Source organism: Pseudomonas sp. PSB11 (genome assembly GCF_014596605.1).
In the GTDB taxonomy this organism is placed as follows: Bacteria; Pseudomonadota; Gammaproteobacteria; order Pseudomonadales; family Pseudomonadaceae; genus Aquipseudomonas; species Aquipseudomonas umsongensis.
This window is the reverse complement of record NZ_NOIO01000008.1, coordinates 37,574-64,215: the sequence shown is the minus strand read 5'-3', so window position 1 is coordinate 64,215 and position 26,642 is coordinate 37,574. Positions and strand designations below refer to the sequence as shown.

The following is a 26,642-nucleotide window of genomic DNA, read 5'->3' as shown; positions in this document are numbered from 1 at the left end:
GGAGATTCCAATGTCACTGCTAGAAATCAAGAATCTCAACGTTCGCTTCGGCGACAAGAACGCTACGCCCGTGGTCGATGGCCTCGACCTGAAAGTCGACAAGGGCGAAGTGCTGGCCATCGTTGGCGAGTCGGGATCGGGCAAGTCCGTGACCATGATGGCGCTGATGGGCCTGATCGAGCATCCAGGTATCGTCACCGCCGACTCGCTCAGCTTTGACGGCAAGGACATGCTCAAGCTCAACAATCGCCAGCGACGTCAAATCGTCGGCAAAGACCTGTCCATGGTCTTCCAGGACCCGATGACCGCGCTGAACCCGAGCTACACCGTCGGTTTCCAGATCGAAGAAGTGCTGCGCCTGCACCTGAAAATGTCCGGCAAGCAAGCGCGCAAACGCGCCATCGAACTGCTGGAAAAAGTGGAAATCCCGGGCGCCGCCAGCCGTATGGACGCCTACCCGCATCAACTGTCGGGTGGCATGAGCCAGCGCGTTGCGATCGCCATGGCGATTGCCGGCGAACCGAAACTGCTGATCGCCGACGAACCGACCACCGCACTGGACGTGACAATCCAGGCGCAGATCATGGACCTGCTGCTGGCGTTGCAGAAAGAGCAGAACATGGGCCTGGTGCTGATCACCCACGACCTCGCGGTCGTGGCTGAAACCGCCCAGCGCGTGTGCGTGATGTACGCCGGCCAAGCGGTCGAAGTCGGCCAGGTGCCGCAACTGTTCGACATCCCGGCCCACCCATACAGCGAAGCGCTGCTCAAGGCGATTCCGGAACACAGCCTGGGCGCCTCACGCCTGTCGACCCTGCCGGGCATCGTCCCGGGTCGCTACGACCGTCCGCAAGGCTGCCTGCTGTCGCCGCGCTGCCCGTACGTGCAGGACAATTGCCGCGTGCAGCGTCCAGCCCTTGACCCGAAAAGCAACAGCCTCGCCCGCTGCTTCTACCCGCTGAACCAGGAGGTGGCGTAATGGCCGTCGTTCTTACCGCCCGCGACCTGACCCGTCACTACGAAGTGTCCCGTGGCCTGTTCAAGGGTCACGCCACCGTACGCGCCCTCAACGGTGTGTCGTTCGAGCTGGAAGCCGGCAAGACCCTCGCCGTCGTCGGTGAGTCGGGCTGCGGCAAATCCACCCTGGCCCGTGCCCTGACCCTGATCGAGGAACCGTCCTCCGGCTCCCTGAAAATCGCCGGTCAGGAAGTCGCCGGCGCCGACAAGGCCCAGCGCAAGCAACTGCGCAAAGACGTGCAGATGGTGTTCCAGAGCCCCTACGCATCGTTGAACCCACGGCAGAAAATCGGTGATCAACTGGCCGAGCCGTTGCTGATCAACACCAACCTGTCGGCCACCGAACGTCGCGAGAAAGTCCAGGCGATGATGAAGCAGGTGGGCTTGCGTCCCGAGCACTACCAGCGTTATCCGCACATGTTCTCTGGCGGCCAGCGCCAGCGGATCGCCCTGGCCCGAGCGATGATGTTGCAGCCAAAAGTACTGGTGGCGGATGAGCCAACGTCGGCACTGGACGTGTCGATCCAGGCCCAGGTATTGAACCTGTTCATGGATTTGCAGCAAGAGTTCAACACCGCCTATGTGTTCATCTCCCACAACCTGGCGGTGGTGCAACACGTTGCCGATGACGTGATGGTGATGTACCTCGGTCGCCCGGTGGAAATCGGCCCGAAGAACGACATCTACGAGCGCCCGTTGCACCCGTACACCCAGGCGCTGCTGTCGGCCACCCCAACCATTCACCCAGACCCCAACAAGCCGAAAATCAAGATCGTCGGCGAATTGCCCAACCCGCTGAACCCGCCGCCTGGTTGCGCGTTCCACAAGCGCTGCCCGTATGCGACCGAGCGTTGCAAAACCGAAGAGCCAGCGTTGCGTCCTCTGGATAATCGGCAGGTGGCTTGCCATTACGCCGAGCAGTTCGTGCACGGCGCGGCATAAAATTGTGAGAGCGGGCTTGCTCGCGAAAGCGGTCAATCAGTCGACAACGAGAGTGACTGACACGACGACTTCGCGAGCAAGCCCGCTCCCACAGGGATTTTGCTCGTTCATCCAACCCCTTCTATTTCGATTGCACATTAATCGGGAGAGACGGGGTTTTCTTTTGTCTGCGATTTACGTCTGGCTGTCACCTTCTTCATCATCGGAGTCCGGCTCATCGGTGGTCGAGTCATCATCGTTGTCGGCACCACCCTGCCCCTTGTCCCCCGGTTCCGATTCGGACTTGGCGATCATCAGATCACCATGGGTCCCCTGCCCGCTAGACGCCTGGGTTTCGTGATTCTCACACTCGGCCCAGACCGCCGAACTGCCGAGGGCCAGCATCAGCAAAACCTTCAACAGCAACACAACGCGTAGCAACCTGTTCATAGTCGAATCCGTCCTTTTGCAGGTGAAACATCTGTGCCTGGCTGGCGCTCTCTGAAATCTAGTTCCGATCAGCCGGGTTCTCCAGATAGGACGCTAACGGCTGGGCGGAAATACCGTGGACAGGGAGAATGGTTGGCAATAAGCGTTATGCCGAAAAGATCAAACGATCGCAGCCTTCGGCAGCTCTCACACAGAGCGTGGGAACGATCGGGTTCGCCAACAAAAAACCCCGCAGCTTTCGCAACGGGGTTTTCGGTGTTTCAACTCAGCGCTTAGTGGTGCTCACGCGTTGCACGGAATTTCACGTCCGGCCAGCGTTCTTCCATCAGTGCCAGGTTGACCCGGGTCGGCGCGAGGTAGGTCAGGTGACCGCCGCCGTCCAGTGCCAGGTTTTCCACGGCCTTGTTGGAGAATTCCTCAAGTTTCTTCTTGTCGCTGCATTCGATCCAGCGCGCGGAGTACACGGTGATCGGCTCGTAGGAGCATTCGACCTTGTATTCCTCTTTCAAGCGGCTGGCGACCACGTCAAATTGCAGTACACCGACGGCACCGAGGATGATGTCGTTGCTGCGCTCGGGGAAGAACACCTGGGTCGCACCTTCTTCGGCCAATTGTTGCAGGCCCTGGCGCAGTTGCTTGGACTTCAATGGATCACGCAGGCGTACGCGGCGGAACAGTTCCGGGGCGAAGTGCGGGATGCCGGTAAAGCCCAGAACTTCGCCTTCGGTGAAGGTGTCGCCGATCTGGATGGTGCCGTGGTTGTGCAAACCGATGATGTCGCCGGCAAACGCTTCTTCCAGTTGCTCACGCTCGGAGGAGAAGAACGTCAGCGCATCGCCGATCCGCACGTCCTTGCCGGTGCGCACGTGGCGCATCTTCATGCCTTTTTCGTACTTGCCGGAGCAGATACGCATGAAGGCGATACGGTCGCGGTGTTTCGGGTCCATGTTCGCCTGGATCTTGAAGATGAAGCCCGAGAACTTCTCTTCCACCGGCTCCACGGTACGCTCGTTGGCCACCCGTGCCAGCGGGCGCGGCGCCCAATCAACGACGGCGTCGAGTACGTGATCGACACCGAAGTTGCCCAATGCAGTACCGAAGAACACCGGGGTCAGTTGACCGTCGAGGAACTCCTGCTGGTTGAACTCGTGGCAGGCGCCCTGTACCAGTTCCAGCTGTTCGATGAAGCGCTCGTACTCGTCACCCAGGTGGGCGCGGGCTTCAGCTGAGTCGAGCTTCTCGATGATCTTGGTTTCGGTGCGTTCGTGGCCGTGACCGGCGGTGTAGACAATGATGTAGTCGTCGGCGAGATGGTATACGCCCTTGAAGTCACGGTAGCAGCCGATCGGCCAGGTGATCGGCGCCGCCTTGATCTTGAGGACCGCTTCGATTTCGTCGAGCAGTTCAATCGGGTCGCGAATGTCACGGTCGAGTTTGTTGATGAAGCTGACGATCGGCGTGTCGCGCAGACGGCAGACGTCCATCAGGGCGATGGTCCGTGGCTCAACGCCCTTGCCGCCGTCGAGGACCATCAAGGCCGAGTCCACTGCCGTCAGGGTGCGGTAGGTGTCTTCGGAGAAGTCTTCGTGGCCCGGGGTGTCGAGCAGGTTGATCATGTGCTCGCGATACGGGAACTGCATGACCGACGTGGTAATGGAAATACCACGTTGCTTTTCCATTTCCATCCAGTCGGAGGTGGCATGGCGGTCGGACTTACGAGATTTCACCGTACCGGCTACCGCAATCGCCTTGCCCATCAGCAAGAGCTTCTCGGTGATGGTGGTCTTACCGGCATCGGGGTGGGAAATAATGGCGAAAGTGCGGCGTTTCGCGACTTCGGCGGCCTGTTTGGTCATGGGAAATCGCCTGGCAGGTGATTCAAAAAAGGGCGCAGATTATAGCCCAACTTGATTGAATAACCGAACCGTTGAGCACATTAGGGGTGGCCAAATGCTGCTTCAGATGGGAACCTTTTAATACACGGAGACGTCCACTCCCCCGTAACGACCACTCGTCGGGGGCTTGAAACACCTGCAAAGCGGCCTGACGAGGCTGTGCTCATGGCTCAATAGCCGTACGCCTCCCCCGTAGGAGCGAGCAAGCTCGCGATGGACGTTAACGATAACGCCGGGTACCTGAATGTACGCGTTGTCTGAGGGTTTTTCGCGAGCATGCTCCGCTCCTACAGGAGAACGCGCTCGGCGTGAGCTGCTTCTCGCGATCATTTTTTCGGCAGCCAGGAATGGCATTGCCACACGAGAAAGTGTTCGCCGACGGAAAAAAAAGGAGTCCGCCTGTGGCTATTCGCTATGGCAAAGGGCTGATAGGAGGTGCGGTTGTCGTCGCTCTCCTGGCCCTGCTGGTCCACTGGATTGGCATCAACACGATCGAACATTACCGCGACGATTTGTTGTTTTACCTGCAAGCTCATCTGATTCTCGTCCTCGCTTCCATGCTGGCCGCCCTCGTTGTGGGCATTCCTGCCGGCATCTTCCTCAGCCGCCCGACCATGGTTGGACGCGCCGAACGCTTCATGCAGGTCTTCAACATCGGCAACACCGTGCCACCTCTCGCCGTACTGGCCATTGCACTGGGCGTCCTTGGCATCGGCAGCGGCCCCGCGATATTCGCCCTGTTCCTCGCTTCATTGTTGCCGATCGTGCGCAATACCTACGAAGGCCTGAAAAACGTCCAGGGTTCGCTCAAGGAAGCGGCCGTCGGCATCGGCATGACCCCCTCCCAGGTGCTGTGGCGGGTCGAACTGCCCAATGCCGTGCCGATCATCATCGGCGGCGTGCGCGTCGCCTTGGCGATCAACGTCGGGACCGCACCGCTGGCGTTCCTGATCGGCGCCAACAGCCTGGGCAGCCTGATCTTCCCCGGCATCGCCCTGAACAACCAGCCGCAACTGCTGCTGGGAGCGGCCTGCACCGCCCTGCTGGCGTTGCTGCTCGACGGCCTGGTGACACTCGCCAGCCGTCTCTGGCTCGAACGCGGTTTGCGCCCGTCTTAAGCCCCGGCAAAGGAATCATCATGAAAACACCAAGCTTTTTACTAGGCTGCATGCTGCTGCTCGCAGGATTTGCCCAAGCCGCGGAGAAACCCGTGATCCGCATCGGCGCCCGGGTGTTCACCGAGCAAACCCTGCTCGCGGAAATTACCTCTCAATACCTGCGCACCAAGGGTTATGACACCCGGGTGACCGGTGGATTGGGCAGTAACCTGGCCCGCAGCGCCCAGGAAAGTGGCCAACTGGATCTGATGTGGGAATACACCGGCGTGTCGCTGGTGGCCTACAACCATGTCACCGAAAAACTCGACAGCGCCCAGTCCTACGCCAAGGTGAAAGAACTCGACGCGAAAAAAGGCCTCATCTGGCTCACTCCGTCGAAGTTCAGCAACACCTACGCGTTGGCGCTGCCGGAAAAAACCGCAAAGGCCTACCCGCAGATCAACTCCATCAGCGAACTGAACACCGTGATGCAGGCTGAGGCGAAAACCAATCACCTTGTCGCGCTGGACACTGAGTTCGCCAACCGTTCCGACGGTCTGGACGGCATGGTCGACCTCTACGGCATGAACCTGACCCGCAAAAACATCCGCCAGATGGATGCCGGGCTGGTCTACACCGCCCTGCGCAATGGCCAGGTGTTCGCCGGCCTGGTCTACACCACCGACGGTCGCCTGAACGCCTTCAAGCTCAAGTTGCTTGAAGACGACAAGCACTACTTCCCGGACTACACCGCTGCGCCAGTGGTGCGTCAGGATTACCTCGATGCCCATCCGCAACTGGCGCAAGAGATCAAGCCGCTGGCCGAACTGTTCGATGACGAAACCATGCGCCAGCTCAACGCGCGGGTCGATGTCGATCACGAAAGCCCTTCGTCCGTTGCCGCAGATTTCCTGCGCCAGCATCCAATCAAATAAGGAGGAAAAGCCATGGAATTTATCAACGCCTTTTCCCACCTCGACTGGGCACAGGTACTGCACCTGACCGGGCAACACATCACCCTGGTCGGCATCGCCGTGACCCTGGCGATCGTGGTCGGCGTGCCGCTGGGCGTCCTGATGACGCGTTTTCCGACGCTCGCCGGGCCGCTACAGGCCAGCGCCACCGTGCTGCTGACCGTGCCATCGATTGCCCTGTTCGGCCTGCTGCTGCCGTTCTACTCGAAATTCGGCCAGGGCCTGGGCCCGATGCCGGCCATCACCGCGGTGTTCCTGTATTCGCTGCTACCCATCATGCGCAACACCTACCTGGCCCTGACCAACGTCGAACCGGGCATCCGCGAAGCCGCGCGCGGTATCGGCATGACCTTCGGCCAGCGCCTGCGCATGGTCGAACTGCCGATTGCCGTGCCGGTAATCCTTGCCGGCGTGCGCACCGCCGTGGTCATGAACATCGGCGTAATGACCATCGCCGCGACCATCGGCGCCGGTGGCCTGGGCGTGCTCATCCTCGCTTCCATCAGCCGCAGCGACATGTCGATGCTGATTGTCGGCGCCGTGCTGGTCAGCCTGCTGGCCATCTTCGCCGACCTGCTCCTGCAATGGCTGCAACGCTCGCTGACTCCTAAAGGACTGCTCAAATGATCGAACTTCAAAACCTCAGCAAGACCTTCCAAAGCAACGGCAAAGACGTGAAGGCCGTGGACTCGGTGAGCCTGACCGTCAATGAAGGCGAGATTTGCGTGTTCCTCGGGCCTTCGGGCTGCGGCAAAAGCACCACGCTCAAGATGATAAACCGCCTGATCACACCCACCTCGGGCAAGATCCTGATCAATGGCGAAGACACTACCGGTCTCGACGCAGTGACCCTGCGCCGTAACATCGGCTATGTGATCCAGCAGATCGGTCTGTTCCCGAACATGACCATCGAGGAGAACATCGTGGTGGTGCCGAAACTGCTCGGCTGGGACAAACAGAAATGCCACGACCGCGCCCGCGAGTTGATGAGCATGATCAAGCTCGAACCCAAGCAATATCTGCATCGCTATCCTCGGGAACTGTCCGGCGGCCAGCAACAGAGGATCGGCGTGATTCGCGCGCTGGCCGCTGATGCGCCACTGTTGCTGATGGACGAACCGTTCGGCGCGGTCGACCCGATCAACCGCGAGATGATCCAGAACGAATTCTTCGAGATGCAGCGGGCGCTGAACAAGACCGTGATCATGGTCAGCCACGACATCGACGAAGCCATCAAGCTCGGCGACAAGATCGCGATTTTCCGCGCCGGCAAACTGCTGCAGATTGACCACCCCGACACCCTGCTGGCCCACCCGGCTGACGACTTTGTCAGTAACTTCGTCGGCCAGGACAGCACTCTCAAGCGCCTGTTGCTGGTCAAGGCTGAAGACGCGGCGGATAACGCACCTTCAGTCAGCCCGGAAACGCCGGTGGCCGATGCGCTGGAAATGATGGACGAGCATGACCGTCGCTACGTGGTGGTCACCTGCGCCGAGAACAAGGCTCTGGGTTACGTTCGCCGCCGCGATCTGCACCGTCAGAGCGGCACGTGCGGGCAGTACCTGCGCGAATTCAACGCTACCGCGGCCTACGACGAGCACTTGCGCATTCTGTTGTCGCGGATGTACGAGTTCAACCGGTCGTGGTTGCCGGTGATGGATGCCGAGCGGGTGTTCCTTGGGGAAGTAACCCAGGAATCGATTGCGGAGTATTTGAGCTCGGGCAAGTCTCGTGGGGGCAAGACCAGCATCGTTTCGCCAGCCGACGCTGCACTGGCCTGATCCCTCCTCACCGTCATTCAGGGGAACATCACACCGTCACACAGGTCCGTTACATCAGTAGCTGTAAGGGACCGCACGACGGATGCGTGCAAAAACGCGACATTTTTTGTTGATCTCAAGCCCCTCACGCCCTAAAGTTCGCGCCGAACGTCCATGCTGGAAACGATCCATCCGGCTCAAGTACTGACGACGAGACAGCAAGGCCAAGGGAAAGCAGCGCTTCCCATGGCCTTTTTGCTTTCGGCGACATGCCTTGGGAAGTAGGCGAACCAAAGTGGGGATACGGAGGACGTTCATTTGCACCCATTGATAATTTCAGTTTGCCAGTAGGAGTTCCCAGCATGTCGATCCAGGTCGAAGACTATTTCGCGCGTGAAACCTTTCAGAAAATGAAGGCATTCGCCGACAAGCAAGAAACCCCGTTCGTGGTAATCGACACCGCGATGATCAGCCAGGCCTACGATGACCTGCGCGCCGGTTTCGAATTCGCCAAGGTCTACTACGCGGTCAAGGCCAACCCGGCGGTGGAAATCATCGACTTGCTCAAAGAGAAAGGCTCGAGCTTCGACATCGCCTCGATCTACGAGCTGGACAAAGTGCTGAGCCGCGGCGTCAGCGCCGATCAGATCAGCTACGGCAACACCATCAAGAAATCCAAGGACATCCGCTACTTCTTTGAGAAGGGCGTGCGCCTCTATGCCACCGACTCCGAAGCCGACCTGCGCAACATCGCCAAGGCCGCACCGGGCTCGAAAGTCTACGTACGCATCCTGACCGAAGGCTCGACCACCGCCGACTGGCCTCTGTCGCGCAAATTCGGCTGCCAGACCGACATGGCCATGGACTTGCTGATCCTGGCCCGTGACCTGGGCCTGGTGCCGTACGGCATCTCCTTCCACGTAGGCTCGCAGCAGCGCGATATCAGCGTCTGGGATGCCGCGATCGCCAAGGTCAAGGTGATCTTCGAACGCCTGAAGGAAGAAGACGGCATCGTACTGAAGCTGATCAACATGGGCGGTGGCTTCCCGGCCAACTACATCACCCGCACCAACAGCCTGGAAACCTACGCCGAAGAAATCATTCGCTTCCTCAAGGAAGACTTCGGCGACGACCTGCCGGAAATCATCCTGGAGCCGGGCCGTTCCCTGATCGCCAACGCCGGCATCCTGGTCAGCGAAGTGGTGTTGGTCGCCCGTAAATCCCGCACCGCCGTCGAGCGTTGGGTATACACGGACGTGGGCAAGTTCTCCGGCCTGATCGAAACCATGGACGAAGCCATCAAGTTCCCGATCTGGACCGAAAAGAAAGGCGAGATGGAAGAAGTCGTCATCGCCGGCCCAACCTGTGACAGCGCCGACATCATGTACGAAAACTACAAGTACGGCCTGCCGCTGAACCTGGCGATCGGTGATCGCTTGTACTGGCTATCGACCGGTGCCTACACCACCAGCTACAGCGCGGTTGAGTTCAATGGCTTCCCGCCGTTGAAATCTTTCTACGTGTAAGTACTGCACGCAGAAATCAAAAAGCCTATGACACGTCATGGGCTTTTTTGTGGGTGATCACAAAGAATCGACCCACCACATTCCTGTAGGAGCCGGCTTGCTGGCGATCAAGGCACCGCGGTTACCCAGACAAACGGGGTGACCGTTAATCGCCAGCAAGCCGGCTCCTACAGAGATATGAATACCTGTTCGAGTTCGGCGAAGCGCTTGGCGTACGCAGGTGCCAACGCGCGAATCTGCGGATCGGTTGCGCCCAACAAGGCTTCACTCGCGACCCGCAGGAAGTTCAGATTGCCGCCGCTCAGCGCCCTGCGCAGCCATTGCAATGCCTCGTCGATATTCCCTTGATCCGCCAACACTGCCGCAAAGCTGAACTGGCCACGAAAGTCCCCGCCCTCAGCCGAGCGCCGATACCAGCCGTGCGCCGCTTGCAGATCCTTCGGGCATACCTGCCCTTCTTCCAGGTAACGTCCCAGCAGATTCATCGATTTCGCGTGGCCCAGTTCTGCCGCGCAGCGATAGAGTTCGAGCGCTTGCAGCTGATCCTCAGCCACCCCACGCCCGGTCGCCAGCAGATTGGCATAGTTGTACATCGCCCAATCCAGCCCCGCTTCTGCGGCGATTCGATAATGCCGAGCAGCCATTTCGGCATCGGCCACACACCCCCAGCCATGTTCATGACATCGCCCCAGCATGTTGCGCGCCATCAGGTGCCCTTGTCGGGCGGCGATGTCGAACCAGCGCAACGCCAGCGGTTGATCCTGGGTGATTCCATTTCCATCCAGCAGAATCTGCCCAAGCAGCGCCTGGGCATCGACAAGCCCCTCGCGGGCTGCTGCTACGATCGCCTGGGCCGCACGGGCCGGGCTTTCGTCGAGCATGGCTTTGAGACGGTCTCCATCGAGCACCTCCTGGCGGCGCAATTGAAAACTCATACCTCGACCCAACGGCGCAACAGGTTGTGATAAGTACCGGTCAGGCGGATCAGCGAAGGATGGTCCGGCACGTCCTGGGTCAACTGCCGGATCGCCCCGTCCATCTCGAACAACAGCGCACGCTGGCTGTCTTCGCGCACCAGGCTCTGGGTCCAGAAAAACGAGGCGTAACGCGTTCCACGGGTGACGGCGTTGACCTTGTGCAGGCTGGTGCCGGGGTACAGCACCATGTCACCCGCCGGCAACTTCACCCGCTGGGTGCCGTAGGTGTCCTGGATTTCCAGCTCGCCGCCGTCGTAATCCTCGGGGTCGCTGAAGAACAGCGTGGCCGAGAGGTCGGTGCGCACCCGTTCGATACTGCCCTTGGGCTGACGCACCGCGTTGTCGATGTGGAAATCGAAACTGCCGCCAGCCGTGTAACAGTTCAGTAACGGAGGAAACACCTTGTGCGGTAACGCCGCTGACATGAACTGCGGGTTTTTCCACAGCCGCTCCAGCATGGCCGCGCCGATTTCCTTGGCCAGCGGGTGGCCTTCCGGCAACTGCAGATTGTGCTTGGCCTTGGCCGACTGGTAACCGGCCGTGATCTTGCCATCGGCCCAATCGGCCTGTTGCAGAGCCTCGCGAATGCGCTGCACTTCTTCTTTTTCGAACAAGCCGGGGATGTGCAGCAGCATGGGGCAAGCACCAGAAAGCAAAGGGGCGCCAATGGTATTGATTCTTATTGCCCTTGTAAAACCCGAGAGACGAACGAAACAGTAAAAACCGTAAGGTTAAATTGTAAAGATTGTAAATTCAGTGCGAATAGTAATTTTTCGCAATTGATACAAATACGTGTTTACACTATATTCCGCCGCCTCAAATCCTTGGGGAGGGGAATAAAAATGTCACGCCAACAACCACAACTACCGGTCAGTTCACCGCGTTTTCTCGCTTCTGCAATTGGCGTGGCGATCACTGCCGGCTCTGCGGGCCAAATGCTTTTCGCGGCGGAAAAAACCAACGAGCAGGCACCGAGCAACACGATTTCCCTCGGCGCAACCGCGATCACCGGCGAAGCCCAGGATGAGACCTCCTACAACGTCGAAAAAGCCTCCTCGCCCAAGTACACCGCGCCCCTGGTCGACACTCCGCGCTCGATCACTGTCATCCCGCAACAAGTCCTCAAGGACACCGGCGCCCTGAACATGCAGGACGCACTGCGTACCGTCCCGGGCATCACCTTCGGTGCCGGTGAAGGCGGCAACCCTCAGGGTGACCGTCCGTTCATCCGCGGTTTCGATGCCCAGGGCGATACCTACCTGGACGGCGTGCGCGATACCGGTTCCCAGAGCCGTGAGATCTTTGCCGTTGAATCGATCGAAGTCAGCAAGGGCCCTAACTCGGCCATTGGCGGTCGCGGCGCTGCCGGTGGCAGCATCAACCTGGTGAGCAAGAAAGCGCATCTGGGCGACTCGTTCGACGGTGGCTTTACCTGGGGTTCAGACCAGACCCAGCGTTACACCATGGACGGCAACTACCAGTTCTCCGACACCGTTGCCGGTCGCCTGAACCTGATGAGCCACGAAAGCAACGTCGCCGGCCGCGAAAGCGTCGACTACGATCGCTGGGGCGTCGCGCCTTCCCTGGCCTTCGGCCTGGGCACCGACACCCGTGTCAACCTTGACTACTACCATCTGGAAAGCAACGACACACCGGATTCGGGTATTCCCTACACCATTCCGGCCGGTGGCTCGGCTGCCCGCACCAAGTCCAATCCGGACAAGCCCTACGCCGGCGGCGACAGCAGCAACTTCTACGGCCTGACCGATCGTGACTTCCGCAAGGGTCGTACCGACACCGCGACCATCGCCATCGAGCACGACCTGAACGACGCGTTGACCGTCAAGAACACCCTGCGCCACGGCAGCAGCATGCAGGACTACATCCTGACCCAGCCGGACGACAGCAAGGGCAACGTCAACAACGGTACCGTTTGGCGCCGGGCCAACACCCGCGTCAGCAACACCGATACGACGACCAACCAGACCGACCTGTTTGGTGACGTCTACATCGCAGGCTTCAAGAACAGTTTCGCAACCGGTATCGAATTGAGCCGCGAGGAAAGCAAGAAGTCCTCGTATACCGTCAACACCGACACCACGCCTGGGACCACTCCAGTCACCACCACCTGCAACCCGGCGATCATCGGCGCACCCAGCGGCTACAACTGCACCTCGCTGTCGAACCCTAACCCGAACGATCCATGGAACGGTTCGATCACCCGTAACTACGCCGGCACCGACACCACGGGTAAAACCTACGCGCTCTACGTGTTCGACACCCTGACGTTGTCCGAACAGTGGCTGGTGAACATGGGCCTGCGCTACGACCATTTCGACACCGACTACAAGACCTTCAACGCCGCAGGCACCACGACCTCCAAGGGTGATGACGTCAGCGAGTTCGTAACCGGTCAGTTCGGTGTGGTCTACAAACCAGCGGAAAACGGCAGCATCTATGCGTCCTACGCAACGTCCGCGACACCTCCGGGCTCCACGCTTGGCGAAGGTCAGGACGGCAATCCGCTGGGCGGCACCCCGGATCGCAACGGCAACCTGCTGAAAAGCGACATGGAGCCAGAAACCACCAAGAACTACGAAATCGGTACCAAGTGGGACCTGCTCAACGATCGCTTGTCGCTGACTGCCGATATCTTCCGCACCGAAAAAGACAACGCCCGCGTCCAGGTCGATACCACCACCTACGAAAACGCTGGCAAGACCCGCGTCCAGGGTGTCGAGCTTTCGGCCACTGGCAAGATCACCGACAAATGGCAAGTCTTCGCCGGTTACGCCTACATGGACAGCGAGCAAGTCGACGGTGGTGACCTGCCGGCAAACAAAGCCAACGACGGTAACGAACTGCCTAACACGCCGAAAAACAGCGCCAGCCTGTGGACCACTTACCAGGTCACGCCGAAGCTGACCATCGGTGGCGGTGCGTTCTATGTCGACGACGTGTTCGGCAACGTGGCCAACACCACCATGGTCAATGACTATGTGCGCTACGACGCGATGGCCGCGTACAAGCTGACCAAGAACATCGACCTGCAGCTGAACGTGCAGAACCTGACCGACGTTACCTACTACGACAAGGCGTTCTCCACGCACTTCGCCAACCAGGCGGCGGGCCGGACTGCCTTGTTGAGCACCAACTTCCACTTCTGATAACAGAAGCGTGAACCTGTAGGAGCTGCCGCAGGCTGCGATCTTTTAAACTTCGGCGAATGCACCACCGCCAAAAATCAAGATCAAAAGATCGCAGCCTTCGGCCGCTCCTACAGGGGACAGGCCCCGTTCATCCAGGTGAACGGGGCTTTTGTGTGTCAAGGGAATGTTCCTCGATAACCCACGGCATAATGCGCGCCGTGATGACAATTTTTGAACGAACAAGGCGAGCGACGTGTTGAAGAAAACCCTGTTCCAGTTGCACTGGTTTTTTGGCATCAGCGCAGGGCTCGTCCTGGCCCTGATGGGCATTACCGGGGCGACGGTCTCGTTTCAGGATGAAATCCTGTACGCGCTGAACCCTTCCGTGTTGCAGGTGCAGAAACAAGTCGCCGGCGTGCTGCCCCCGGCTGACCTGGTGGAGAAGATCGAGGCGGCGACGCAGATGAAAGTGGCGATGCTCTCGGTCGGCATCGACAGCGACGTTGCCGCAAAAGTGTTCTTCACCCCGCCAGCGGGCGAGCGTCGCGGCCCCATGCGTTACTTCGACCCGTACACCGGCGAACTCCTGGGCGACGCCGCCGGCCAAGGCTTCTTCGGCCTGATGTTGCAACTGCACCGCTTCCTCGCCATGGGCGACACCGGCCGGCAAATCACGGGCGCCTGCACCCTGATCCTGGTGTTCTTCTGCCTGTCCGGCCTGTACCTGCGCTGGCCTCGCCAGTGGAAAAGCTGGCGCGCCTGGCTGACCCTCGACTGGAAGAAAAAAGGCCGCAGCTTCAATTGGGACTTGCACTCGGTTGCCGGCACCTGGTGCCTGGTGTTTTATCTCCTGGCCGCGCTGACCGGGTTGTCCTGGTCCTACGAGTGGTACAACAAGGGTTTGACTCGCCTGCTTTCCGATTCGCCACAGAATGAACGGGTTCGTGGTGGACGCGGCCCTGGGCCAAGCGGTCCGGCACCGGTGGTCGACTACTCGGCGGTGTGGAGCAGCATCTACAGCACTGCCGGTCCCGACCTGAGTTTCTACAACACCCGCATGCCGTCCGTGGCCGGGCAACCGGCAACTGTTTTCTACCTGTTGAAGAATTCGCCCCACGACCGCGCGCTGAACCAGATCACCCTCGACCCGGTGACAGGCGCGATCAAGCGGCATGACCGCTACAGCGACAAGAGCTTCAAGGCGCAGCTGTTGACCAGCCTCTACGCGCTGCACGTGGGCAGCTATTTCGGCATCGTCGGGCGCATCATCCTGACGCTCACGGCCCTGAGCATGCCGCTGTTCTTCGTCACCGGATGGCTGCTGTACCTGGATCGTCGACGCAAGAAACGCCAGATCAAGGACGCCCGCAAAGGCCTGGCGCAACCCGGCAGCGACGCCACGGCCTGGCTCATCGGTTTCGCCAGCCAGAGCGGCTTTGCCGAGCAACTGGCCTGGCAAACCGCTGGCCAGTTGCAGGCGGCGGGCCTGCCGGTGAAGGTGCAGCCACTGGCGGATGTCAGCGAGCAGGACCTGCATGCTTCGAACAACGCGCTGTTTGTGGTCAGCACCTTCGGTGACGGCGAAGCGCCAGACAGCGCCCGGGGTTTCGAGCGCAAGGTGCTGGGCCGGTCGTTGCGCCTCGACAGGCTGAACTATGCCGTGCTGGGACTCGGCGACCGCCAGTACCAACACTTCTGCGGGTTTGCCCAGCGCCTGCACAAGTGGCTGGGCGAGCACGGCGGCAAGACCTTGTTCGCGCCGGTGGAAGTCGACAGCGGCGATCCCTATGCCTTGCGTCACTGGCAGCAGCAACTGGGCCTGTTGACCGGCCAGGCGCCTGTGGGCACCTGGCAAGCACCGAGCTACGAAAACTGGACGCTGGTCCGCAGGGAATTGCTCAACCCGGACAGCAGCGGCTCACCGGTGTACTTGCTGGGCCTCAAGGCTCCAGGTACCAACAGCTGGCTGGCCGGTGACCTGGTGGAGGTGCTGCCGCGCAATTGCCCTTGGGCCATCGAGCACTTCCTCGAAGGATTGGGGATCGACGGCCGCGCGACGGTTACCCACGAAGGTTTGTCGCAACCGCTGGAACAAGCCCTCGCCAGCCGGCAGCTGCCCGAGAACCGCAGCCATCTGGTCGGCCTGCATGCGCAGTCCCTGGTGGATGCCCTCGTGCCGTTGGCCATGCGCGAATACTCCATCGCCTCGATAGCCGCCGACGGCATCCTGGAATTGATCGTACGCCAGGAGCTGCACCCGGATGGCACCCTTGGCGTCGGCTCCGGCTGGCTGACCGAACACGCCGCCGTGGGCGGCAGCATCAGCCTGCGCGTGCGGCGCAACAGCGGTTTCCACCTGCCCAATGAGCCGGTGCCGATGATCCTGCTGGGCAACGGCACGGGACTCGCTGGCTTGCGTAGCCTGCTCAAGGCGCGCATCGCCGATGGCCAGCAACGCCAGTGGTTGTTGTTCGGCGAGCGCAATCGCGAACACGATTACCTGTGCCGCGACGAGCTCGAGGAATGGTTGATTTCCGGCGACTTGCAGCGCCTGGACCTGGCATTCTCGCGTGATCAAGCCGAGAAGATCTACGTGCAGGATCGCTTGCGCGATTCGGCCGAAGAGCTGAAGAAATGGCTGGCGGAGGGTGCGGTGATCTACATCTGTGGCAGCCTTCAGGGGATGGCCTCGGGCGTCGATCAGGTGCTGAACGATGTGTTGGGCGCTGCCGAAGTCGAGCGCCTGATCGAACAAGGCCGCTACCGCCGCGACGTTTACTGACCCTACAGTGATCATTCCCACGCTTTGTGTGGGAATGCCTCAACGGACGCTCCGCGTTCGGCTCCGCAAGGGACGCGGAGCGTCCCGGGCTGCGTTCCCACGCAGAGCGTGGGAACGATCAATCTGATTTAACGCCCGGAGCCTGATAGCGCCTACAGGGGGCCAGTGTCAGGCGTTGACGGGTTCCACCGCCATCTCCACCACTTCCGGCCGCTTGACCAGCGCATACACCACCGCCGTCAACAAACTCCCCGCCACAATCGCCAGCAAGTACAGCAATGCATGGTTGATCGCATTCGGAATCGCCAACACAAACAACCCACCATGGGGCGCCATCAACTTGCAGCCGAAGTACATCGACAACGCACCGGTCAGCGCACCGCCGGCGATGCTCGCCGGGATCACCCGCAGCGGGTCTTTGGCGGCAAATGGAATTGCGCCTTCGGAGATAAAGCACAGCCCCAGTACCAAGGCCGCTTTACCCGCCTCGCGTTCGGTCTGGGCGAACTTGCGCCTGGCAATGAACGTGGCGATGCCCAGGCCGATCGGCGGCACCATGCCGGCGGCCATGGTCGCCGCCATCGGTGCATAACTCTGCGACGCCAGCAGCCCGACCGAAAACGCATACGCGGCCTTGTTGATCGGCCCGCCAAGGTCGACACACATCATGCCGCCCAGCAGCACGCCGAGCAGAATCGCGTTGGTCGTACCCATGCTGTCGAGGAAATGCGTGAGCCCGGCGAGCATGCCCGCCACCGGCTTGCCGACCACGTAGATCATCACCAGGCCAGTGAACAGGCTTGCCAGCAAGGGGATGATCAGGATCGGTTTCAGCGCCTCGAGACTCTGCGGCAACCGCGCATAACGATTGATCGCCTGCGCCGCGTAGCCGGCGAGGAAACCGGCAATGATCCCGCCGATAAATCCGGCACCCAGGGTGCTGGCCAGCAGGCCGCCGATCATCCCCGGCGCCAGGCCCGGACGGTCGGCAATCGAATACGCGATGTAGCCTGCCAGCAGCGGCACCATGAGTTTGAATGCGGTATCGCCGCCGATCTGCATCAGCGCCGCCGCCAACGTCCCCTCTTCCTTGAAGGCGGTGATGCCGAATACGAACGACAAGGCAATCATCAAGCCGCCTGCCACCACCATCGGCAACATGTACGACACGCCGGTCAACAGGTGTTTGTAGACCCCGGTCTTCTCTTGTTTGACCGGCCCCTTGGCACCGGTCGAAGCGCTTTCCTGCTTGCCTTCAGCCAATGCTTTATTGAGTGTCGCTTCAGCCTGCTTGAGGGCAATGCCGGTGCCGCAACGGTAGATCTTCTTGCCGGCAAAACGCTCGGTGGCGACTTCGATGTCCGCCGCCAGCAGCACCACATCGGCGTCGGCGATCGCGTCGCTGCTCAGCGGATTGCGTGCGCCGACCGAACCCTGGGTTTCCACCTGCAAGTCATAGCCCAAGCGCTTGGCCGCTTGCTGCAGGGCTTCGGCGGCCATGAAGGTGTGGGCGACACCGGTCGGACAGGCCGTCACGGCAACCAGTCGCGGCGCTTTCTCGACCGCGGCAACCGGCTCGACCACGGCTTTCGGTGCGGCATATACCCTGGCCTCTTCAGCACCACGGCGCAGCACCGCTTCGACATCTTGCAGCGCTTGGGCAGGGGTGCTCTGGAACAATCGCTTGCCGACGAAACGCGACATATCCACAGGCCCGCTGGTCACCAGCAACACCCACTCGGCGGCCTCGATCGTGGCGGCCGACAGTTGCCGTTCGGGATGCCCCGCATCGCTGATCTCGACGCTGGTGCTCCAGCCTTGACGCTGCGCCGCTGCATCGAGCAACCGGGCGCACAGCACACTGGTGACCATGCCGTTCGGGCAGGCAGTAACAATGGCTAACTTCATGACCAACCCTCTTATTGTTCTGTCAGGGGGCGCACGCGCACGCCCTGTTCGAGCTGCGCCAGTTGCGCCGCATCGCTGATACCGAAGCCGATCTGGGTGACCGCCATCGCGGCAATCGCCGTGGCGGTGCGCAAGGTTTGTTCAGGCGTATCGGCACTGAGCAACCCGTGGAGCATGCCGGCCAACAACGAATCGCCCGCGCCGACCGTACTGGCGACGCTGACTTTCGGCGGCGTGGCATGCAGCGCCGAACCGACGCTGAACCAGTTCACACCCTCGGCACCGTGGGAAATCACCACATGCTCGATGCCTTGGGCGTGCAGGCGACTCGCGGCTTGCGCCTGGGCCAGGACCGACACCGTCTCGCCACCGAGCACTTCAGCCAACTCCTCGGCATTGGGCTTGATCAACCATGGAGCAGCCTTGAGCGCCGCCCGCAATGCTTGCCCACTGGTGTCCAGGGCGACCTTCAAGCCCAGATCATTCAATCGCCCGATCAATGCCTGCAACCACTGCGGGCTGATGCCTTGGGGCAGACTGCCGGCAACCACTACCGCATCATGCCCCGGCGCTATCTGGTCCAGACGCTCGAGCAATGCCTGCTGCGCCGCGGCGCTGACCAGCGGCCCTGGACCATTGAGGTCGGTGATGCGTCCATCGCTTTCCGCCAGCTTGATGTTGCTGCGCGTCTCACCGGGAACACGAATGAACGCATCGACAAAACCGCGTTTGGCGAACAGGCTTTCGAACGCTTGCTGATTGTCTTCACCGAGAAAACCGCTGACGGTCAATTGATGCCCGAGGTCCGCCAACACCTGCGCCACGTTCACCCCTTTGCCCGCGGCGTGGGTGTACATAATGTCGCTGCGGTTGACCTGACCGGGTTCCAGGCGCGCAAGCTGGACGGTGAGGTCCAGCGCCGGGTTGAGGGTCAGGGTTAAAATCCTGGCCATTACAAAGCCTCCACTAATGCGCGCACTTCATTCGCGCTGCCCACGGCAAGCGCCTGTTGGGCAAGGGTTTGAGCCTGGGTCAGGCTGAGTTCGCGAACCCGCGCCTTGACCTCGGCAATGCTGCGCGCGCCGACGCTGAGTTCATCCACGCCCAGGCCAACCAGCACCGGTACCGCCAACGGGTCGGCCGCCAACTCGCCGCACACACCGACCCATTTGCCATGGGCATGAGCCGCGCGCACGGTGATATCGATCAGTTGCAGCACCGCCGGATGCAAGCCATCGGCCTGGGCCGACAAGGTTGGATGACCACGGTCGATGGCCAGGGTGTATTGCGTCAGGTCATTGGTGCCAACGCTGAAAAAGTCGACTTCCCTGGCCAGCACCGGCGCCAGCAAGGCCGCCGATGGCACTTCGATCATGATGCCCAGTTGCAGGTCCGCCACTGGAATTTCCAGGCGCAGGCGTTCGGTCATGTCCCGCGCCTGGCGCCACTCGTCGACGCTGCCGACCATCGGGAACATGATCCGCAGCGGCCGGTTGTCGGCGGCGCGCAACAAGGCGCGCAACTGGGCTTCCATGATCTGCGGCCGTTGCAGGGTCAAGCGAATGCCGCGCACCCCGAGGAACGGGTTTTCTTCCTTGGCGATCGGCCAATACGGCAGCGGTTTATCGCCACCGACATCAAGGGTGCGCACCACCAGCGGACGACCGGCCAGGCCATCGAGAACACGGCGGTATTCGGTTTCCTGGGTCGCCTCGTCCGGCGCTTGCGGGTGGGCCATGAAAATCAATTCGGTGCGCAACAGACCGATGCCTTCGGCGCCCTGCTCCACCGCACTGGTGACGCCGGCACTTTCACCGATATTGGCGAACACTTCGACAGCATGGCCATCGGTGGTCAACGCCGGTTGATGGCGTTGTTCGGCGGCGGCCTTCAAGCGTTGCTCGCGGGTGTCGCGCTCCTGGGTGGCGCGCTGCAAGGTCGCCGCGTCGGCGTCCACATGCAAACGTCCGCGTTGGCCATCGATCAACAGGGGCGTGCCCGGTGCCAGCAGCAACACCGCCGCACCGGCACCGACCAGCGCTGGAATTCCCAAGGCCCGCGCAACAATCGCGCTGTGGGCGGTGGCGCCACCGCGGGCGGTTAGAATGCCGGCGACACGGGTCGGATCAAGGCGCGCCACATCGGACGGACCGACTTCGTCCATCACCAGAATGTAGGGCTGCTCAGGTTCATGCGGTGTTTCGACACCACTGAGCTGCGCCAGCACTCGACGGCCGATATCGCGCAGGTCGGCGGCGCGCTCGGCGAGCAAGGCGTCCTGCAACGACTCCTGTTGCCTGGCAGCGGCTTCGATCACCGACATCCACGCCGCTTCCGCGCTTTCGCCCTGCTTGAGACGGGTGTCGACCTCATCGGTCAATTCCGGGTCGTCGAGCATTTCCTGGTGGGTGATGAAAATCTCGCGGATGGCCTTGGCCTTGCTGCGTTCGATCAAGCTGTCGATGTCCTGGCGCACGTGCGCCAGCGCTTGCTTGAGGCGCTCTCGCTCGATGGCGGCGGACTCTGCGCGTAGCGGGTAATCGATGGTTTGCAGTACCTGGATATGCGCGGGGCCGATGGCGATTCCCGGCGCTGCGGCGATGGCCTGCACCAGACTGCCGGACGCCGGGGCGAGCAGTACTTGGGCCACCTCGACGATTTCTTCACGAGGCTGGCTCACCGCTGGCAACGGCTCGACTTCTTCACCGAGGCCCTCTTCAATCGCGGTCAACAGAGCGGGCAAGGCATCGGCAGCGATGCTCGGCTCGGCGATGATCTCCAGCACCTGCCCACGACGGGCGCCCAGGCTGAGCAGTTTGCTCAAGCTTTTCATCGACACCGCACTGTCCTGGCCATCGACGATGCGGATACGAATTTCGCCTTCAAAGCTTTTCGCCAGTTGCGCGAGGATCTTCGCCGGACGGGCGTGCAGGCCGTGGGCGTTGGCCAGCGCAATGCGTGCGCTCGGCCAGTCTGCCGGCAACTCGCCGCCGAGCACTTCAAGCACCGCGCGACAACTGGTGGCACGGCCCAACTCATGGCCGCGACCTTCAATCAGCAACGCACACAGGCGTTCGAGCAACGCTTGATGGGCCTCGCCCAGGCTGGCCAGACAAAACAGGCCGCTCAGCGGTTGACCGAGGTAGCGCAGCGGTTTGTCAGGGGTAACGAACGCCAGGCCTGGACGCTTGACCGTTTGTTCACTGTGCAGCCACCACAGCCCATCGCCCAGCGGCAGCGCTTCGACTTGCTGCAACACGGCGGAGAAACCATTGCTGACGCAGTCGGCCTGACGCAGTAACCGCGCGCCACGCCAGACCAGCTCTTCGAAATCTTCGGCGGCGACGCCCAAGCCGATCATCTGCGCATCCAGCGCCAGCTCTTGCGGCGCGCCTTGCAGCAGTTTCAGCAAGGCCTCGGCGCTGCTGGCGCGACGCAAGGCTTGGCCAAGGTCGGTCTCGCCGAGCGCGCGGGTCAGCAGTTGCAGCAGGCGCAGGTGTTCGTCGGATTTGGCGGCAATCCCGATCGCCAGGTAGACGATCTGTCCGTCACCCCAGTCCACCCCCTCAGGGAATTGCATCAGGCGCACACCCGTGGAAAACACCTGGTCGCGGGTTTCTGGCGTACCGTGGGGGATGGCAATACCTTGGCCGAGAAAGGTCGAGCCCTGGGCTTCGCGAGCCTGCAAGCCAGCGAGGTAGCCCTCGTCAACCAGGCCATCGGCAACCAGGTGCCGGGCCAGCAGTTGCAGCGCGGCGGACTTATCCACAGCCGACTGGCCCATGGATATCTGCTCTATGGTGAGCTCGAGCATGCTTTCTCCTGTTGGCGCCCTTGGGGCGCCAGGTATTGTTTTTGAATGATTCAGCTTAGGCCTTTGTCTTAAAACAATCTTCGGCGGTTTCGCGGCAGAACCGGCCAAAGCAGCCATTAACGTAGAAAATACGCCTGCTGAATCGTTTAATCTAGAGTGATTGGCACGTTACTCGATAAAGTTGCATCGTTGAAGTCCAACTTGTCGGATGCGTTGTGACCAAGCTCGCCTGCCTGAATCGGGTAGGATTGGTGAAAATGTCGAGGCAAGCTCGAAAAAACAAGGAATAGCGGGTTGAAACTCAGTGATATAGCCCAGCTGGCCGGTGTGTCCGTCACCACCGCCAGCTACGTCATCAATGGCAAGGCCGAACAACAACGTATCAGCAGCGCCACCGTTGAGCGCGTGCGCGCGGTCGTCGAGGAACATGGCTTCACGCCTAATCCCCAGGCAGCCGGCCTGCGCAGTCGCCACACCCGGACCCTGGGGTTCATTCTGCCCGACCTGGAAAACCCCAGTTACGCACGGATCGCCAAGCTTCTCGAACAAGGTGCCCGGGCGCATGGCTACCAGCTGTTGATTGCCAGTTCCGACGATGCGCCCGACAGCGAGCGGCAATTGCTGCAACTGTTCCGCGCCCGTCGTTGTGATGCCCTGATCGTTGCCAGTTGCCTGCCGCGGGGTGACGACAGCTATCGCCAACTGCAAGCCAAAGGCATTCCGATCATCGCCATCGACCGGGTCATGGAACCTGAATATTTCTGCTCGGTGATCAGCGATGACCGCGAGGCCAGCCTGCACCTGACCCAAAGCCTGCTTGAGCCGTTGCCCAAGCAGATCGCCTTGATCGGCGCGCGTCCCGAATTGAGCATCAGCCAGGAACGGGCTGCTGGCTTCAAGCAGGCCCTGGTCGGGTACGACGGTGAGGTGCTCATCGAACACGCTGATTCGTTCAGCCGTGAGTGTGGCAAGCAGTTGATGGAAGAGCTGATCCAGCGCGTAGGACATTTGCCCGAGGCCCTGGTGACGACGTCCTATGTACTGCTTCAGGGTGTGTTCGATGCGTTGCACGATTTTCCGTTGAAAACCCGCCCGCTGCGCCTCGGCACATTTGGAGACACCCAGTTGCTGGATTTCCTGCCGCTGCCGGTGAACGCCATGGCACAACAACACCAATTGATTGCCGACAAGGCCCTCGCACTCGCCCTGGCAGCCATCGAGCAGTCCGATTACCAACCCGGTGTGCTGGCCATCGCGCGGACGTTCAAACAACGTATTCGCCAGGACTGAGCCATGGACCTGATCGACACCCACACCCACCTGGACTTCCCCGACTTCGACGCGGATCGTCAGGCACTGATGGCCCGGAGCCGTGCTCTCGGGGTACGTAAAATGGTGGTGCTGGGGGTGTATCAGGCCAATTGGCAGCGCGTCTGGGAACTGGTGCAAAGCGATCCCGACCTGCATGCGGCGTTCGGCTTGCACCCGGTGTACCTGGAGGATCATCGCCCCGAACATCTCACCGAACTGGCCGACTGGCTGGGGCGATTGGCCGGCCATCGCCAGCTGTGTGCGGTGGGCGAGATCGGCCTGGACTACTTCATCGAAACCCTGGACCGTGAACGACAGCAGGCGTTGTTCGACGCGCAGCTGCAACTGGCGGTGGATTTCCACCTGCCCGCGCTGATTCATGTGCGGCGCAGTCATGCGGCGGTGATTGCCACGCTCAAGCGTTTCAAGTTGAAACGCGCCGGAATCATCCACGCCTTCGCGGGCAGTCAGGAAGAAGCGCGCGAATACATCAAGCTCGGTTTCAAGCTCGGCCTCGGCGGCGCTGCGACCTGGCCCCAGGCCCTGCGCATGCACCGCGTACTCGCCCGGTTGCCACTGGAATCGGTGGTGCTGGAAACCGACGCTCCGGACATGGCGCCGGCGATGTTCCCCGGCCAGCGCAACAGCCCGGCGCACTTGCCGGCGATCTGCACGGCGCTGGCGCAAATCATGTCGCTCGCCCCGGAACAACTGGCCGCCGCGAGCAGCGCCAATGCCCGTGAACTGTTCAACTGGTAATCAGTCGACGTGGGCCTTGGCAGCCTCGAGAATCAGCGTCATGTGCTGACGCTGGCGGGCGAATCGAAGCGCAACGAAGTAGACGAAAATCGCCACCAGAGAAATGTTCAGTTGCTCCACGACGCTGAGTATGCCAATCCATTCCAATACCAACGCCACCAGCAATGTGCTGCAAATCATGATTAGCAGGCTGGCCTTTAACATGGCCAATGAGTCCAGGGACTTGAAGCGCCTGATCTGTTTCGGATCGTACAGTTGCAGGGCTTTCTGACAGTGGGTACAGGTGAATGCTTCGTTGATTGCAATGGCATTGAGTTGCCAGGGTTTGAGCAATAGCGTGCGCTGGCAATGTGCACAGCGCCCCTGGATACCAAGTGTTGCGACAGCCATAACCGTGCCTCCTCCATGCGGTCAGTGACGTTGATAATCCTTCATTGAAGACGAAAAAAGCAGTTCCGAAGAAAATAAGGACCTTTCCTACAAAAGAATAGGCTGAGGTACTACAGAAATTTCAGGCGCTCACCAATCTGTGGGTCTGCACTCCCACAGGTTGGTGAGATGTTTTCAGACCCGGAAGGCGCTGATCAGCTGCTTGAGCTGCACCACCTGCGCCGACAGCGCGCGACTGGCATTCTCCGTCTGGTGGGCACCTTCGGCAGTACGCTCTCCGGCACGATTGATCTCGACAATGTTCTGGTCAATGTCGTGGGCCACGGCGGTCTGCTGTTCCACAGCCGCGGCAATCTGCTGGTTCTGATCGACGATCATGCCGACAGCCCCCAGGATATTGTCCAGGGCTTGCTGGACCTTCTCCGATTGTCCCACCGTTCCATTGGCCATCTCATGGCTGACGCCCATCGCCTTGACCGCGGCCCCAACACCGCCATGCAGCTTGGCGATCATCTGTTCGATCTCTTCGGTCGATTGCTGGGTGCGCTTGGCCAGTGTGCGGACTTCATCCGCCACCACCGCAAATCCGCGCCCCTGCTCACCCGCCCTGGCTGCCTCAATGGCGGCATTGAGTGCCAGCAAGTTGGTCTGTTCGGCAATGCTCTTGATCACTTCCAGCACACGGCTGATGGACTGGCTGTCGCTAGCCAGCTGGTTGATCACCTGCACCGACTGGTCGATTTCGCTGGCCAGCGCAGCGATGCTGCCCTGCTGCGATTCCACCAGCCCACGACCGCTCGCCGTTTCGTCGTTGACACTGTGGGCGCTGCTGACGGCGGCGGCAGCGCTGCGCGCCACCTCAAGGGACGTGGCCGACATTTGATTCATCGCCGTGGCGACCTGCTCGATCTGCGAGCGCTGCCCGGCCACGGCCTGGTTGCTTTGCGCGGAGACACTCTCGACTTGCCCGGCCTGGCGCTCGACCTCGCCGACGGTCTGTCCGACACGCTCGATCAAGTCATGGATCTTTTTCACGGTGCCGTTGAACACCTCGCCCAACTCCCCCAGCTCATCACGACTGTGGGCGTTGAAAGTGACTGTCATGTCGCCGGCCGCCACTTTGTCCATGACCTCGCCAAGACGCTTGAGGGTGGTGCGGGTCGAGGCGTAGAAGGCACCGTAAAGATAAAAGATCAGCACAAACACCACCGACAGCGCCACGGCCTGCAGAATCATGTGCGTGCGGTTCTGGTCCAGGCGCTGTTGCAACTGGGTGCCGAGGAATTTCAAGGTGGCTTCATTGAGTTGATAGGTCTGGCCCATCAGCGCCGAGACCTGATCGTAAAAGGCCTGCCATGGTGCATCGAGCGTGTCGGCCATCACCACCTGCTCTTCGAACAGTTCGCTGGCCTTTTTCAACGACGCCTTGCTGCTGTCAGCCTGGGTCGCCAGGGTTTCGCGTGCGGCGTTGCTCGAGCCCGTTGCGTCCTGCAGCTTCAGACCGTACTCGGCATGGAGCTTGTCGAGCTGTACCAGCAGTTCATCGAAACGCGTGCTCGACGACGAATTGAGAAACCCCTGGCCCAAGGAAGCGGAGCCCAGTGCGCGACCTTCACCCAGCATCTGGGTAACGCGCGGAGTGATGTTGGTGACGAGCTCGCTCAGCTGACGCATGTCACTCTGGCTATCGTGGCTCAGGCCGGCCTGACTGGCGATGATCTGGCCGAAGACCTGCGCATTGCCGAGCAGCTTGCTGATCAGTGCACTTTTGCTTTGCAGGGACTTTTCCGTCTGCTGCGCTTTGAATGCGTTGATCATTTCATCGCGCTTGGCATCGAACAGCACGACCTGCTCCGGATCGGTGGCCATCGCCGTCAACCCCTGCAAACGTGCCAGGACACCTTGTTCAAGC

Annotated in this window: 20 protein-coding genes; 11 read left to right on the top strand and 9 right to left on the bottom strand. The window is 60.9% G+C overall.

Annotated features, from left to right (window positions below):
- The first annotated feature begins 10 nt into the window (after nt 1-10).
- Together CGA21_RS12220 and CGA21_RS12215 are read left to right on the top strand one after the other, a co-directional pair.
- The gene (locus CGA21_RS12220; protein ID WP_020796604.1) at nt 11-979 is read left to right on the top strand and encodes an ABC transporter ATP-binding protein; all 969 of its coding nucleotides are present in this window, start codon (nt 11-13) and stop codon (nt 977-979) included.
- Nucleotides 979-1,959 (top strand): peptide ABC transporter ATP-binding protein, encoded by a 981-nt coding sequence (locus CGA21_RS12215; protein WP_110746779.1) that lies wholly within the window; start codon nt 979-981, stop codon nt 1,957-1,959. Before CGA21_RS12220 ends, CGA21_RS12215 begins: the two co-directional genes overlap by 1 nt.
- A 174-nt stretch (nt 1,960-2,133) precedes the next feature.
- Here CGA21_RS12215 and CGA21_RS12210 read toward each other — a convergent pair whose 3' ends face one another.
- Nucleotides 2,134-2,388 (bottom strand): hypothetical protein, encoded by a 255-nt coding sequence (locus CGA21_RS12210; protein ID WP_110746777.1) that lies wholly within the window; start codon nt 2,386-2,388, stop codon nt 2,134-2,136.
- 272 nt (nt 2,389-2,660) lie between these two features.
- Complete coding sequence (locus CGA21_RS12205; RefSeq protein WP_110746776.1) at nt 2,661-4,244, bottom strand: peptide chain release factor 3; 1,584 nt, start codon at nt 4,242-4,244, stop codon at nt 2,661-2,663.
- 440 nt (nt 4,245-4,684) lie between these two features.
- On the opposite strand from CGA21_RS12205, the gene CGA21_RS12200 reads away from it, so the two are divergent.
- The 5 genes from CGA21_RS12200 (at nt 4,685) to CGA21_RS12180 (ending at nt 9,640) form a co-directional block, all read left to right on the top strand.
- Nucleotides 4,685-5,401 carry an ABC transporter permease gene (locus tag CGA21_RS12200; protein WP_110746774.1) on the top strand — a complete coding sequence of 239 codons (717 nt, stop codon included), beginning with the start codon at nt 4,685-4,687 and terminating at the stop codon, nt 5,399-5,401.
- A 20-nt stretch (nt 5,402-5,421) separates the two neighbouring features.
- Nucleotides 5,422-6,315, top strand: coding sequence for a glycine betaine ABC transporter substrate-binding protein (locus CGA21_RS12195; protein ID WP_110746773.1), 894 nt, complete (start codon nt 5,422-5,424; stop codon nt 6,313-6,315).
- 12 nt (nt 6,316-6,327) lie between these two features.
- Nucleotides 6,328-6,981 carry an ABC transporter permease gene (locus CGA21_RS12190; protein ID WP_020796558.1) on the top strand — a complete coding sequence of 218 codons (654 nt, stop codon included), beginning with the start codon at nt 6,328-6,330 and terminating at the stop codon, nt 6,979-6,981.
- Nucleotides 6,978-8,135 (top strand): betaine/proline/choline family ABC transporter ATP-binding protein, encoded by a 1,158-nt coding sequence (locus tag CGA21_RS12185; RefSeq protein ID WP_110746770.1) that lies wholly within the window; start codon nt 6,978-6,980, stop codon nt 8,133-8,135. The genes CGA21_RS12190 and CGA21_RS12185 overlap by 4 nt, the downstream gene beginning before the upstream one ends.
- A 341-nt stretch (nt 8,136-8,476) precedes the next feature.
- Entirely contained in the window at nt 8,477-9,640 is a 1,164-nt protein-coding gene (locus CGA21_RS12180) for a type III PLP-dependent enzyme (protein ID WP_020796555.1), read from the top strand.
- A 167-nt stretch (nt 9,641-9,807) separates the two neighbouring features.
- Here the strand turns inward: CGA21_RS12180 and CGA21_RS12175 are convergent, their stop codons facing one another.
- Together CGA21_RS12175 and CGA21_RS12170 are read right to left on the bottom strand one after the other, a co-directional pair.
- Nucleotides 9,808-10,575 (bottom strand): tetratricopeptide repeat protein, encoded by a 768-nt coding sequence (locus CGA21_RS12175; RefSeq protein ID WP_188264268.1) that lies wholly within the window; start codon nt 10,573-10,575, stop codon nt 9,808-9,810.
- Complete coding sequence (locus tag CGA21_RS12170; RefSeq protein WP_110746767.1) at nt 10,572-11,252, bottom strand: Fe2+-dependent dioxygenase; 681 nt, start codon at nt 11,250-11,252, stop codon at nt 10,572-10,574. The genes CGA21_RS12175 and CGA21_RS12170 overlap by 4 nt, the downstream gene beginning before the upstream one ends.
- 207 nt (nt 11,253-11,459) lie before the next feature.
- Between CGA21_RS12170 and CGA21_RS12165 the strand changes: the two genes are divergently transcribed.
- Entirely contained in the window at nt 11,460-13,784 is a 2,325-nt protein-coding gene (locus CGA21_RS12165; protein ID WP_188264267.1) for a TonB-dependent receptor, read from the top strand.
- Between the two features lie 235 nt (nt 13,785-14,019).
- Nucleotides 14,020-16,548, top strand: a complete 2,529-nt coding sequence (locus CGA21_RS12160; protein ID WP_188264266.1) for a PepSY domain-containing protein — start codon at nt 14,020-14,022, stop codon at nt 16,546-16,548.
- Between the two features lie 168 nt (nt 16,549-16,716).
- On the opposite strand, the gene CGA21_RS12155 is transcribed toward CGA21_RS12160, so the two are convergent.
- From CGA21_RS12155 to ptsP, 3 genes are read right to left on the bottom strand one after another with little or no spacing between them, the layout of a single operon-like run.
- The gene (locus tag CGA21_RS12155; protein ID WP_110746764.1) at nt 16,717-18,456 is read right to left on the bottom strand and encodes a PTS fructose-like transporter subunit IIB; all 1,740 of its coding nucleotides are present in this window, start codon (nt 18,454-18,456) and stop codon (nt 16,717-16,719) included.
- Nucleotides 18,457-18,467: 11 nt separating this feature from the next.
- On the bottom strand, nt 18,468-19,409 hold the full coding sequence (pfkB, locus tag CGA21_RS12150) for a 1-phosphofructokinase (RefSeq protein WP_188264265.1): 942 nt from the start codon (nt 19,407-19,409) through the stop codon (nt 18,468-18,470).
- The gene (ptsP, locus tag CGA21_RS12145) at nt 19,409-22,270 is read right to left on the bottom strand and encodes a phosphoenolpyruvate--protein phosphotransferase (protein WP_188264264.1); all 2,862 of its coding nucleotides are present in this window, start codon (nt 22,268-22,270) and stop codon (nt 19,409-19,411) included. The genes pfkB and ptsP overlap by 1 nt, the downstream gene beginning before the upstream one ends.
- Before the next feature lie 294 nt (nt 22,271-22,564).
- Between ptsP and cra the strand changes: the two genes are divergently transcribed.
- Both cra and CGA21_RS12135 read left to right on the top strand, forming a co-directional pair.
- Complete coding sequence (gene cra, locus CGA21_RS12140; protein WP_110746758.1) at nt 22,565-23,560, top strand: catabolite repressor/activator; 996 nt, start codon at nt 22,565-22,567, stop codon at nt 23,558-23,560.
- A gap of 3 nt (nt 23,561-23,563) precedes the next feature.
- Nucleotides 23,564-24,340 (top strand): TatD family hydrolase, encoded by a 777-nt coding sequence (locus CGA21_RS12135; protein WP_110746756.1) that lies wholly within the window; start codon nt 23,564-23,566, stop codon nt 24,338-24,340.
- On the opposite strand, the gene CGA21_RS12130 is transcribed toward CGA21_RS12135, so the two are convergent.
- Both CGA21_RS12130 and CGA21_RS30380 read right to left on the bottom strand, forming a co-directional pair.
- Complete coding sequence (locus CGA21_RS12130; RefSeq protein ID WP_188264263.1) at nt 24,341-24,730, bottom strand: hypothetical protein; 390 nt, start codon at nt 24,728-24,730, stop codon at nt 24,341-24,343. It abuts the gene before it with no gap.
- Nucleotides 24,731-24,904: 174 nt separating this feature from the next.
- Nucleotides 24,905-25,609, bottom strand: a complete 705-nt coding sequence (locus CGA21_RS30380; RefSeq protein WP_411157070.1) for a methyl-accepting chemotaxis protein — start codon at nt 25,607-25,609, stop codon at nt 24,905-24,907.
- Nucleotides 25,610-26,642 lie beyond the last annotated feature (1,033 nt).

Bases quoted from the DNA above. Each gene is read 5' to 3' on its own strand.
- CGA21_RS12155 (WP_110746764.1), bottom strand. From the start codon at position 18,456: ATGAAGTTAGCCATTGTTACTGCCTGCCCGAACGGCATGGTCACCAGT.
- ptsP (WP_188264264.1), bottom strand. From the start codon at position 22,270: ATGCTCGAGCTCACCATAGAGCAGATATCCATGGGCCAGTCGGCTGTG.
- CGA21_RS12220 (WP_020796604.1), top strand. From the start codon at position 11: ATGTCACTGCTAGAAATCAAGAATCTCAACGTTCGCTTCGGCGACAAG.
- CGA21_RS12210 (WP_110746777.1), bottom strand. From the start codon at position 2,388: ATGAACAGGTTGCTACGCGTTGTGTTGCTGTTGAAGGTTTTGCTGATG.
- pfkB (WP_188264265.1), bottom strand. From the start codon at position 19,409: ATGGCCAGGATTTTAACCCTGACCCTCAACCCGGCGCTGGACCTCACC.
- CGA21_RS12175 (WP_188264268.1), bottom strand. From the start codon at position 10,575: ATGAGTTTTCAATTGCGCCGCCAGGAGGTGCTCGATGGAGACCGTCTC.
- CGA21_RS12180 (WP_020796555.1), top strand. From the start codon at position 8,477: ATGTCGATCCAGGTCGAAGACTATTTCGCGCGTGAAACCTTTCAGAAA.
- CGA21_RS30380 (WP_411157070.1), bottom strand. From the start codon at position 25,609: ATGTCGGCCACGTCCCTTGAGGTGGCGCGCAGCGCTGCCGCCGCCGTC.
- CGA21_RS12170 (WP_110746767.1), bottom strand. From the start codon at position 11,252: ATGCTGCTGCACATCCCCGGCTTGTTCGAAAAAGAAGAAGTGCAGCGC.
- CGA21_RS12195 (WP_110746773.1), top strand. From the start codon at position 5,422: ATGAAAACACCAAGCTTTTTACTAGGCTGCATGCTGCTGCTCGCAGGA.
- CGA21_RS12190 (WP_020796558.1), top strand. From the start codon at position 6,328: ATGGAATTTATCAACGCCTTTTCCCACCTCGACTGGGCACAGGTACTG.
- CGA21_RS12130 (WP_188264263.1), bottom strand. From the start codon at position 24,730: ATGGCTGTCGCAACACTTGGTATCCAGGGGCGCTGTGCACATTGCCAG.
- CGA21_RS12135 (WP_110746756.1), top strand. From the start codon at position 23,564: ATGGACCTGATCGACACCCACACCCACCTGGACTTCCCCGACTTCGAC.
- CGA21_RS12165 (WP_188264267.1), top strand. From the start codon at position 11,460: ATGTCACGCCAACAACCACAACTACCGGTCAGTTCACCGCGTTTTCTC.
- CGA21_RS12215 (WP_110746779.1), top strand. From the start codon at position 979: ATGGCCGTCGTTCTTACCGCCCGCGACCTGACCCGTCACTACGAAGTG.
- CGA21_RS12205 (WP_110746776.1), bottom strand. From the start codon at position 4,244: ATGACCAAACAGGCCGCCGAAGTCGCGAAACGCCGCACTTTCGCCATT.
- CGA21_RS12185 (WP_110746770.1), top strand. From the start codon at position 6,978: ATGATCGAACTTCAAAACCTCAGCAAGACCTTCCAAAGCAACGGCAAA.